Annotated in this window: 11 protein-coding genes; 4 read left to right on the forward strand and 7 right to left on the reverse strand. The window is 58.2% G+C overall.

Features of this window, described 5'->3' with window-relative positions; genetic code table 11:
• Positions 1–45: 45 nt before the first annotated feature.
• Positions 46–1,257, reverse strand: coding sequence for an acyl-CoA dehydrogenase family protein (locus JIF53_RS03955; RefSeq protein ID WP_014420798.1), 1,212 nt, complete (start codon positions 1,255–1,257; stop codon positions 46–48).
• Between the two features lie 145 nt (positions 1,258–1,402).
• Here JIF53_RS03955 and JIF53_RS03960 point away from each other — a divergent pair, with 145 nt between their 5' ends.
• On the forward strand, positions 1,403–2,305 hold the full coding sequence (locus JIF53_RS03960) for a LysR family transcriptional regulator (RefSeq protein ID WP_199451886.1): 903 nt from the start codon (positions 1,403–1,405) through the stop codon (positions 2,303–2,305).
• On the opposite strand, the gene JIF53_RS03965 is transcribed toward JIF53_RS03960, so the two are convergent.
• Positions 2,299–2,655 carry a hypothetical protein gene (locus JIF53_RS03965; protein WP_199451887.1) on the reverse strand — a complete coding sequence of 119 codons (357 nt, stop codon included), beginning with the start codon at positions 2,653–2,655 and terminating at the stop codon, positions 2,299–2,301. The genes JIF53_RS03960 and JIF53_RS03965 overlap by 7 nt on opposite strands.
• 23 nt (positions 2,656–2,678) lie before the next feature.
• On the reverse strand, positions 2,679–3,443 hold the full coding sequence (locus tag JIF53_RS03970) for an EAL domain-containing protein (protein ID WP_014420796.1): 765 nt from the start codon (positions 3,441–3,443) through the stop codon (positions 2,679–2,681).
• A 204-nt stretch (positions 3,444–3,647) separates the two neighbouring features.
• Between JIF53_RS03970 and JIF53_RS03975 the strand changes: the two genes are divergently transcribed.
• Positions 3,648–4,802: an isocitrate/isopropylmalate dehydrogenase family protein gene (locus JIF53_RS03975; protein ID WP_199451888.1), complete on the forward strand. Its 1,155-nt coding sequence runs from the start codon at positions 3,648–3,650 to the stop codon at positions 4,800–4,802.
• Between the two features lie 43 nt (positions 4,803–4,845).
• Entirely contained in the window at positions 4,846–6,105 is a 1,260-nt protein-coding gene (locus JIF53_RS03980; protein ID WP_199451889.1) for an aspartate aminotransferase family protein, read from the forward strand.
• A 93-nt stretch (positions 6,106–6,198) separates the two neighbouring features.
• Here the strand turns inward: JIF53_RS03980 and JIF53_RS03985 are convergent, their stop codons facing one another.
• The 3 genes from JIF53_RS03985 to JIF53_RS03995 all read right to left on the reverse strand — a co-directional run bounded on the left by JIF53_RS03985 (position 6,199) and on the right by JIF53_RS03995 (position 8,281).
• The gene (locus JIF53_RS03985; RefSeq protein ID WP_011785680.1) at positions 6,199–6,765 is read right to left on the reverse strand and encodes a DUF1439 domain-containing protein; all 567 of its coding nucleotides are present in this window, start codon (positions 6,763–6,765) and stop codon (positions 6,199–6,201) included.
• Between the two features lie 89 nt (positions 6,766–6,854).
• The gene (locus JIF53_RS03990) at positions 6,855–7,046 is read right to left on the reverse strand and encodes a CPXCG motif-containing cysteine-rich protein (protein ID WP_022990918.1); all 192 of its coding nucleotides are present in this window, start codon (positions 7,044–7,046) and stop codon (positions 6,855–6,857) included.
• An 8-nt stretch (positions 7,047–7,054) separates the two neighbouring features.
• Positions 7,055–8,281: a pyridoxal phosphate-dependent aminotransferase gene (locus JIF53_RS03995; protein WP_011785682.1), complete on the reverse strand. Its 1,227-nt coding sequence runs from the start codon at positions 8,279–8,281 to the stop codon at positions 7,055–7,057.
• Positions 8,282–8,481: 200 nt separating this feature from the next.
• On the opposite strand from JIF53_RS03995, the gene JIF53_RS04000 reads away from it, so the two are divergent.
• Complete coding sequence (locus tag JIF53_RS04000; RefSeq protein WP_011785683.1) at positions 8,482–9,462, forward strand: D-2-hydroxyacid dehydrogenase; 981 nt, start codon at positions 8,482–8,484, stop codon at positions 9,460–9,462.
• Here JIF53_RS04000 and JIF53_RS04005 read toward each other — a convergent pair.
• Positions 9,459–10,535: an acyl-CoA desaturase gene (locus JIF53_RS04005; RefSeq protein WP_323127145.1), complete on the reverse strand. Its 1,077-nt coding sequence runs from the start codon at positions 10,533–10,535 to the stop codon at positions 9,459–9,461. The genes JIF53_RS04000 and JIF53_RS04005 overlap by 4 nt on opposite strands.
• Between the last annotated feature and the right edge of the window lie 221 nt (positions 10,536–10,756).

Consider the following 10,756-nt stretch of genomic DNA (forward strand, 5'->3'; position numbering starts at 1 on the left):
CTCCGAGCCAAGAGGCCAGAAGAGCCAAAGCACCCAAGCCCAAAATCAGGACTTATACTTCCGAAGCTCCAGGCGAGCCACCATGGCCCGATGCACTTCGTCGGGACCGTCGGCCAACCGCAGAACCCGAGCGTAACCGAACAATGCCGTCAGCGGGAAATCATCGTCGCTGACACCAGCCCCGCCGTGAATCTGAATCGCGTCATCCACAATCTGCTGAAGCATCTTCGGCACCACCGCCTTGATCATCGACACTTCCTGCAACGCGCCCATAATGCCCTTGGTATCCAGGGCCCAGGCACACTTCAACGTCAACAGTCGAGCCTGCTCAATGTTCATACGGGCATTGGCGATGATGTCCGGGTTGCCGCCCAGCTTGGCGATTGGCCGACCGAAAGCTTCGCGGGTCATGGCGCGCTTGATCATGATCTCAAGAGCGCGCTCGGCAGCTCCGATGGCACGCATGCAGTGGTGCACGCGGCCGGGCCCCAAACGGCCCTGAGCGATTTCGAAGCCGCGGCCCGGGCCGGCGATGATGGCGCTTTTGGGCAAACGTACGTTGTCGAACAACACCTGGCCGTGGCCGTAGGGCTCGTCGTAGGCGCCAAAGACCGGGAGCATGCGCTCGATGGTGATGCCCGGGGCATCCAGCGGCACCAGCACCATGGAATGTCGGCGGTGTTTCTGCGCGTCCGGGTCGGTTACACCCATGAAGATGCCCACTTTGCAGTCCGGGTGGCCAATGCCGGTGCTCCACCATTTGCGGCCGTTGAGCACCACTTCGTCACCTTCTACGGTGGCGGTAGCTTCCATGTTGGTGGCATCGGAAGAGGCAACCGCCGGTTCGGTCATGCAGAAGGCGGAGCGGATTTCGCCACTCAGCAGTTTCGGCAGCCATTCGGCTTTCTGTTCTTCAGAGCCGTAGTGGATCAGCACTTCCATGTTGCCGGTGTCCGGCGCGTTACAGTTGAAGATTTCCGGGGCGATGAAGCTGCGGCCGGTTTCTTCGGCAATCAGGGCGTAGTCGGAGTTGAGCAGGCCACAGCCATACTTGTCGTCCGGGAAGAACATGTTCCACAGGCCCTGGGCCTTGGCTTTTTCTTTCAGTTCTTTGATGATCGGCAGCACCACCCAGCGGTTTTCCTGAGAGGCAAGCTCCTTGTGATACTGCTCCTCAATGGGAAAAATCTCGTCGCGCATGAACTGTTTCACGCGCTTCAGGTAATCCTGGCCTTTCTCGGAAATGTTGAAATCCATGGTGCAGCTCCTCGCGCTGGCCGCCCTGTCGGGGGCAATGTCGATCAGATGGGAATCAGTCTAGGAGCCAACACATTATTACGCGACTGAATTGTTCTTATCGTTTATCATTAATCATGCTTATTCAGAACAACGGAACCTCATCATGGCGCTGAATAGACCGGACCTGAACCTGCTGCATGTTTTCGACACTATCTATCGGGAAGGAAGCCTGACGCGGGCCGCAAAAGCTCTGCATCTGACCCAGCCTGCCATCAGTCATTCCCTGGCTCGGCTTCGGGATCATTTCAATGATCCGCTGTTTACCCGCCAGGGTAACCAGATGGTGCCCACCCCCCTGGCCCGACGGTTTCTGGAATCCATGCGCCCGGGGTTGAACCAGATCCAGAGTGCTGTGAATCAGTTTCACGCCTTCGACCCCGCCAGCCAGCGTAAAACCTACGCCCTCGGCCTTCGGGATGTTCTGGAATCCACCTTCCTGCCTCAACTGATTTCAAAACTCGCGCCGTATCCGGACATGGAGGTTCAGAGTCAACGGGTGGCAAGACGAGACATGGAAACGCAACTGGCCGCAGGCAAGCTGGACTTTGCCATTGATGTGTTATTGCCAGTGAGCAACCAGACCAGTCATGAACTGCTGAGGCAGGACCGACTGGTGGTGTTGGCGCGAAAGGGTCACCCGGTCATCGCGCAAGGGCTGGATATGGCCAGCTACCTGGAGGCCCGGCACATTCTGGTGTCGTCACGGGCCGAGGGCCCGGGTATTGAGGATTTCGAGCTTTCCCGCCACGGCGCCCAGCGCACTATTCGCCTACGCTGCCAGCATTACTACGCGGCTTGCCGGGTGGTGGAGAGCTCAGACCTGTTACTGACGATGCCGGAAACCTACGCCCGGATCATTGCCCAGAACACCGACATCGAAGTGCTGGCGCCGCCGGTGGAGATGCCGTCGATTGATGTGCATCTGTATTGGCACAAGGCCTATGAACAGGAACCGGCGCTGGTGTGGTTTCGGGACTTGCTACACAACCTGCAGCAGGCTCAATAGGCTCCGACCAGCATCAGAAAGCCAAAGAAGCCAGCCGCGGTAATCGCCAGAGATACCGCAACGATACCGAGGCCCCACCAGATAGCCGCACCATCGGCAATGTCGACACCATGACCGCGCAGGGTGCGATAGAACGCCCATGGGCCAAGCACGAACGCGCCCACGACGGCAAACACCAGTCCGATGGCGATTCCGGCAAAGGTCCAGGTAGCCAGTACAGTCGCGCGGTCCGAGGTCTGGTCGGTCACGCCATGATGTTCCAGAAACTTCTTGCAGAAGAACCAGACCAGGGCAAACAAGGCAGCCACAAAGACCAGGCCGCCAATCAGGGTAATCAGGCGATAGAGCACGGAAACATCCTGTTAAGAGTCAATCAGTCGGGAAACACCGGCTCCGGCAGACATTCGAATCCCGGTTTGGCGAACAGGTAGCCCTGGTAAAGGGCAATCCCTTGAGAACGAAACCAGAAGTATTCTTCCGGCGTTTCCACGCCCTCCGCCACAATTCGGCCGCCAAGCTGGCGCATCATGGTGATGATACCTGAGACCACTGCCTGCTTGTTGGGTTCCGCATGAATGTTGCGAACCAGCCCCATATCCAGCTTCAGCAAATCCGGCGGGCTCGAGATCATCAGGTTGTAGCGGGAGTAACCGGCACCGAAATCATCAATGGCGGTGCTGAACCCCATGCTCTTGTAGGCTTCGATGATGGAGGTGAGGTGATCAACCGAGGTCATCTCCTCACCCTCTACCACCTCGAAGATGATCTTCCGGGTGTCGAAATCATAGGTCTTGGCGGCCGCCAGCGTGGTACGAATGCAATATTCTGCCTGATAGACCGCGTTGGGCATGAAGTTGATGCTCAACATGGCCTTCATATCGAGCCGCGACGCCAGCTTCACCGCCTTGACCCGGCATATCTGGTCGAACGCATACTGGTTCTGGCTATTCACCTTATCCAGCACGGTCATGGCCCCTTGCCCCTCGGTTCCCCGCACCAGCGCCTCGTATGCAAACACCGTTTTATTGGTGGCATCAACAATAGGCTGGAAGGCAAAGCTGAACGAAAAGTCGAGGCCATTACCACAGGCGCACTCGTCGCAATGGGACTCATCAAAAAGAACAGAGGGTCTATCCACAGAAGCTCCAGAGTGGCTCGCTCGAAATGAATTCGGGTGGAACTGTAAAAGAATCAATCACATTCAACTATAGACACCATCCGCAATCGGGTAAAACGAAAACTCGCTATACCTCCCATAGTCGGGTGGCATCTGCCGGCTGCGGGTCTACACTGGTTTTGGTGTATTTAATCAGTCAAGCCGCTCTTAAAAGGAGGTTCATGGATGGCCCAGACCACCCGTATTGCAGTAACACCCGGAGATGGTATCGGCCCGGAAGTGGTCGCGGAAGCCGTGCGATGCCTGGAGACACTGCGATCCAGGCACAGCCTGCCACTGGAATGGACCCGTTTTCCATGGCCCTCTCACGCCTGGCACGAAGAACACGGCGAATCCTGGCCCACAGATGCCCTTGAGCAGCTCAAGGCCTACGACGCCATACTGCTGGGCGCGCTGGGAGATCCGGGCCCCATGCACGACCCGGAGCGCTATCTGTTACCGGACAGCATTTCGCTCGCGCCCCTGCTGGACATGCGAAAAGGCTTTGACCAGTGGGTGTGTGAACGCCCGGCACGACTGCTCCCCGGCGCACGCCAGTACCTGAAAGATGACCGTGCCAAGGACATCGATATGCTGGTGATTCGCGAGAACAGCGAGGGTGAGTACGTCAGTCAGGGTGGCCGGCTGCGCCCGGGATCGCCCGACGAAGTGGCCACCCAGATGGAGGTGTTCACCCGCCGGGCCACTGAGCGCATTATCCGGTACGGCTTTGAACAGGCTCGTAAACGGGCCGGCGAACGTCTTCAGCAAGGCCGCACCCGCAGTTTCCGGACACTGGATGGCAAGACCTGCGAAAGCCAGGTATGCCTGATCACCAAGCGCAATGCCCTGCGCTACTGGGGTGACATGTATACCGAAGTGTTTGAGGAAATCAGCCGGGAATTCCCGGATGTAGCCACCCATCACGAACTGGTGGATGCCGCCTGCATGAAATTTGTCTCCAGCCCCTGGGCCTTTGACGTAGTCGTAGCCAGCAACCTCCAGGGCGATATTCTGACCGATCTGGCCGCCGTGATCTCGGGGGGCATGGGGGTAGCTCCGTCCTGCAACCTCAACCCGACCGACCCGGACATGCCCTCCATGTTTGAACCCACCCACGGTAGCGCGCCGGATATCGCCGGCCAGGGCATCGCTGATCCGACCGCCATGCTGTTTACCACCGCCCGCATGCTGGACTGGCTAGGCCGAAAAGACCCGTTGCTGGCCCAGGCCGGGCAGGAACTGTTTGATGCGGTGGCCGCGGATCTCGCAGAGAAAGGCTCTGAACAACGCAGCACCCGGGAAATCGGGGATGCTATTTGTAAACGCCTTGGGGCCTGACTAGGCTGCAAAAGAGGTATTCCATTCACTTCGGGAGGTGTCCATGACCGACCACAAAGGCAAGCTGTCCCCCCTGCTCAAGCAGGCTACCGGCATCACCGCGGCCAAAGGCGAAGGTGCCTATATCATTGACCCTGAAGGTCGCCGTTACCTGGACTTTACATCCGGCATTGGTGTCACCAGTACCGGGCACTGTCACCCGAAAGTGGTGGAAGCCGCCCAGAAACAGGTAGCCACCATGATCCATGCCCAGGCCACCACAGTCATGAACCCGAGACTACCTGAACTGTCAGAAAAACTCGGCGCCGTGACCCCGGACCCGCTGAATGCCTTCTTCTTTTCCAATGCTGGCACCGAAGTTGCCGAAGGTGCCATCCGCCTGGTGCGCCAGGCCACCGGTCGCCCCAATGTGATCGTATTCCATGGCGGCTTTCATGGTCGCACCATGGGCTCACTGTCCATGACCACCTCCAGCGTGGGCCTGCGAGCCGGCGTCAGCCCGATGATGGGGGGCGTGGTCGTCGCGCCATTCCCTCACGCCTTCCATTACGGCTGGAGCCTGGATGAGGCCACGGACTTCTGCCTGAGAGAGTTGGATCGCATCTTTGTGACCTATTCCGCCCCCAAGGAAACCGCGGCCATGCTGATTGAGCCGGTTCAGGGCGAGGGTGGCTATGTGCCGGCCAACGCTCGTTTTATGCAGGGGTTGCGGGAGCGCTGCGACAAGCACGGCATCATGCTGGTGTTTGACGAAGTACAGGCCGGGTTCGGCCGCAGCGGCAAGTTCTGGGCCCACGAACACTTCGGGGTAACACCCGACGCCATCATGATCGCAAAAGGCCTGGCCAGCGGCTTCCCCATTTCTGCTCTGGCGGCTTCAGAAGAAACCATGGCCAAGGGCTGGCCGGGTTCTCAGGGCGGCACCTATGGCGGCAACGCTGTAGCGGCGGCTGCCGCCATAGCAACCATCGACGTGATTCAGGAAGAGGGCCTGGTGCAGAACGCCGATGCGATGGGCAAACGCCTGTGGGACAACCTGCACAGTTTGAAAAAGGACTACCCGGAAATGGCAGATGTCCGGGGCAAAGGCCTGATGGTTGGCGTGGAGATGCGCCGCGGAGACTGCCCGGACGGAGAACGCGCCGGCAAGATCCTGAAAGAATGTGAAAAGCGGGGGCTGCTGATGCTGCGGTGTGGCCCATACCAGGAGATAGTACGCTGGCTGCCGCCGCTGATCGTCAACCAGCACCAGATTGACGAAGCCACCGGCATCTTCGAAGAGGCGCTGAAAGCCACGGCCTGAGCCATCGGCCGGTACCAGCAAGCAGAAAGGCCGGGAGGAACGTCATCCACCCGGCCTTTTTTGCTTCCACTCACCGCAAGGCAGGATCCTGCCTTACTGATCCGCCATCACAAACTCCAGTCGTCCCGGGGCTACCCGCACATCCATCGGTACCATCCCGAACATGCGCTGGGCGAAATCGGTTTCATCCAGACGATACACCGGCATGGTTTCCAGCATCTGAGCCACCGCCCGCATGACATTGTCGGTGATGGGTGCCAGATCCCCTTTGAAAAAGGGCGAGTCAATCGAGCTCTCCAGTAACTGCAAGCGGCGGATATACACTGCTTTCTCCTGGCTGTCGTATACCGGCGCACCCTCCACTTTCAAAGCGAGGTCCACGGGTAACTTGGCCATCAACGCATTCAGGGCTACCTGTCCACGCAGGTCGATCACCGCTACGTCCCGACCATCAGGCCCAAGGGTAATATCAGCGTCATCCAGGCTGAGACTGAGAGGCGACCCACTCTGCAGCTGTTTTCGATCAAACTCCGCCACCACATCCTTCAGGTGACCCTCAATCTCACCCTCGGAGATGGCGTAGGGCGAAAGGCTTGCGCAACCGCTAGCCGTCAGCACAACGAACAGAGACAGCAGCCAGGCTTTGGCGTGATTCAACATGATTGGATTCCCTGCAAATTGGTCGGCTTTTATCCTGCGCCAGAGCGCCCTGCACCGCAACTGACTGGCATTAACGATTGGTCATGCGCTTACTCATTCTCGGGGCGGGCATCCACGCTGACGACTCGCCCCTCTTCCAACTGGACAGTCAGAACAATGGGCTGACAGCACACCTGACAGTCCTCGACATATTCCTGCTCAGGCACGGTCGGGTCGACGCTGATATCCAGCGTCTCCCAACAGTAGGGGCATTGAATCAGGACGGATTCCAGAGCCGACATGCCAGGCCTCAGAACTGTTGCTTGGCCATCCAGGGGATGATCCGGTCGAAGGCCTCTTCCATACGCTCGCAGGTAGTGGAGAAACTGAACCGCAAGGCGTTGGTGCAGTGCTCACCAAAGGCGTCCCCCGGCACCACGCAGACACCGGTTTCCTTCAGCATGCGCAAGGCCAGATCCGAACCATCCACGTGGGGCGGCAAGTCCGGGAAGGCGAAAAAGGCACCACCGGGCTTGTAGCCGGTCAGGTAAGGGGTTTGATCAATCAACTCGACAACCTTGTCCCGACGCTCCCGGTAGATATCCACCATGTCCTGAACGCATTGTTGGTCGGCCGTCAGCGCCGCCACTCCGGCAAACTGGGATGGGGTATTGGCCACTGAGGTGGTGAACATATGGTACCGGCGCAGGGACTTGATCGCCGCCTGGCTGGAAATGACCCAGCCTACGCGCAGGCCGGCCATACTGTAGGTTTTGGAGAAACTGCTGATGCACATGATGTTGTCCAGGTCCATGGAGCAATTGAGGACACTGGCAAAATCATCGTCATCAAAAATCAGGTGGTCATAGACTTCATCGGCGTATACCTGGATACCACGATAGGCGCACTCTTCCAGAATGGTCTCCACGGTGCTGCGGGGATACACCGCCCCGGTGGGGTTGTTCGGGTTGTTCAAAATCAGCGCAAAGGTGCGGGAGCCCATGGCCCGAATTACATCGTCCGGATCCAGCTGGTGATTGTTCTCGGCCCTCGTGGGAACAAACTTCACCTCACCCCCGGTCATCCGGATCAAAGGTGCATACAACAGAAACGATGGGTCTGTCACGATGAACTGCCGCCCGGGCGCCGAGGTGGCCGAAATGGCCAGATACATGGCCTCAGTCGCGCCGCTCGTTACCAGGATGTTGTCACGGGTGAGCTTGCGGTTGTAGCGCTTGCCATAGTAATCCCGCAGTGCAACCAGCAACTCCGGCAGGCCGGCATCCATGGTGTAACCGGTCTGGCCGGCATTGAGCGCATCAATGTAGGCGTCGATAACATGTTTGGGCGTGGGCAGATCTGGCTGGCCGATCGACAGATGAATCACATCCTTCATGGTAGATGCCATATTCACCAGGCGACGAATCCCCGAAACAGGAATGGCCTGCATGGCAGGGTTCCAACTGGCCTTGGTCTTCCGGTACTTCACTTTACGCGGCTTGGTCTGGCCGGTGTCCTTGTTCGCGGATTCCGCCATAAGCACCTCCTGGGGGACAGGGTAAATAAAAGCGTACCTTTGCAGGTTAGTCAGGAAAGAGGGGGGGTACAAGCAAGCGGGACTAAAGGATAACCGAACCCCTGAAAAACCGGTTCCGGCCGCCTCAGGTTGACCAGCCCACAACCGCCTACCAGACTAGTAAGACAGTCGTTATTGAGTGCACCATTACCGGAGGTTACATGACAGATTCACGCAAACCGGTCGTTACCGTTCTGACAGCACCGGGAGAGCCGGCACCGCCGGGTATAGAGGCGGTCAAGGCCCGGGCTGAAGTGCGCTTCGCCTGCGACGAACCCACCCTGCGTGAAAGCCTGCCCGGCACCGATGTCATGATGGTCACGGACTTCCGTACCGAAGCCCTTGAAGCGGCCTGGCCCTGTGCTGACAAGCTGCAATGGATTCACGCCACCAGCGCGGGGGTAGATGCGCTGATGTTTCCCGCCCTGATCAAGAGCGATGTGGTGGTCACCAACGCCCGTGGCATTTTCGACCGCACCATCGCCGAATACGTACTCTGCACCATCCTGATGTTCGCCAAGGATTTCCCCCGCTCCATCCGGCTGCAAATGAATCAGGAGTGGAAACACAGAGATACCGAACGGGCCGAGGGCAAACAGGTACTGGTGGTTGGCGCTGGCTCCATCGGCCGCCAGATTGGCCGGCTGGTAAATGCCATCGGCCTGCACGCCCACGGTATCGCCCGTACCCCGAGACATGATGACCCGGATTTCGTGGCGGTGCATGGCAACGATGAGCTTTATGAGCAGCTCTCACATGCAGACTTCGTGGTGATTGCGGCGCCGTTGACGCCACAAACCGAAGGCCTGTTTGATGCCAAAGCCTTTGCCGCCATGAAAAAGACCGCACGCCTGATCAACATCGGCCGCGGCCCGATCGTCAATACCGAGGCTCTGCTCAAGGCACTCGACGATGGCGAGATTGCCGGCGCCGGACTGGATGTTTTCGAAGAGGAACCACTGCCCTCAGACCACCCGCTCTGGCAGCGGGAAAACGTGATCATGACCGCCCATATGGCCGGTGATTTTATCGGCTGGAAGCGGGCGCTCACGGATCAGTTCCTGGAGAACTTTGATCGGTGGCACAAGCGGGGTGAGCTGTTTAACCTGGTGAACAAAGAGCTTGGCTACGCCGGGAGTTAATTCAGATTAGCTGCTGAGTACTCTGATTGTAACGGCAGCAAATCAAATACCCGGCTTTCATCATTAGGATCCACCAACTCCGTCGGGGATTTGTACACCCGCGGAGTGGTGTACAGCATCCTGAGCGCCGTGCCGTGAGGCATGGCCATATAACGCTCCGGCTCGTTTTCCTCCAGCCACTTGCGAACCCTCGGCGCCATGTTGTGGGCCATTTTCGGAAAAAAGTGGTGTTCGATGTGGTGGCTAAAGCGGAAATGCAGTCGGTCCAGCACCGGATGGCTGCGCAGGCTCATGGAATTATCCAGCGGGTTATTGGTGGCTGTCTGCGGGCGCAGGAAGTGATTGGTGAGGATATAGCCCTGCCCCAGCGCGTTGGCCACCATGAACGGAATCAGCACCGTAAACAGCGCGAGAGAGCCAGAAACCGCAGCCAGCGCCAGCCAGCCCCCCAGGCACAGAAACACCTGCGCGATGGCCTTCCGGCGATCAAACCCCTTGAACTGCTTGCGGCGTTTCGCCTGAATCCAAAGCACCAGCTGGGCGTGGAACGTGAACGAATAAGTCAGGAACAGATAGCTGTACCAGGTACCGGAACCCGGAGCCAGCTTATGAAACTTTTTCTGGCCCGGGTTGGTCTTGTAACGACGAAGCGTGCCGAAGCTGTCTGGGTCTGTATCACCGGTATTGGTGTTACCGTGATGCACCACATTGTGCCACTTGCGCCAGAACTCCGGCGGCACCAACAACGGCCCAAACCCCAGCCAGCCAAACACATTCTGCCAGCGCCGGCTCATGCCCAGAGCACCATGCAGCACCTCATGGGCCAGCAGCGCCTGGCAACCAATGGTGTGCCCCACCAGCAACGCCAGCGCCAGATTGGCGTACCACGGTAAACCCGCCATCAGGATAACCGCCAGCCCACCCCAGATAATGGCCTGCAGGGGCAGAAACCAGATCACCCGCCAGGTCTGCGGCTTGAACGTGTCAGCGGGAAGTTCCTTTTTCATGCGATCCCGGAGTTCCCGTTCGTCCGGTTTTCCGAAGACAGCACTCACACTTGTTTCGGGTTTCACTGCTGCGTTCATCTTTAACCTGTCCACATTTACTGTTGAATACACTCACCATGCACCAAACTTTCAGCGCACACTTGTTAGCTGAAAACTACAACAGTAAACTCAATAAAACAATGGCTAAAAGCAGAGAAAGTGAACCGGCACGGAAAAGTAAGAACAAGCGTATTCCGATAAGCAATCACCAATGCATGGTGCCACGGGTGAGGAAACCCTCCCTGAGA

Origin of the sequence: Marinobacter sp. bablab_jr008 (assembly GCF_016464145.1) — a bacterium.
GTDB lineage: Bacteria > Pseudomonadota > Gammaproteobacteria > Pseudomonadales > Oleiphilaceae > Marinobacter > Marinobacter nauticus.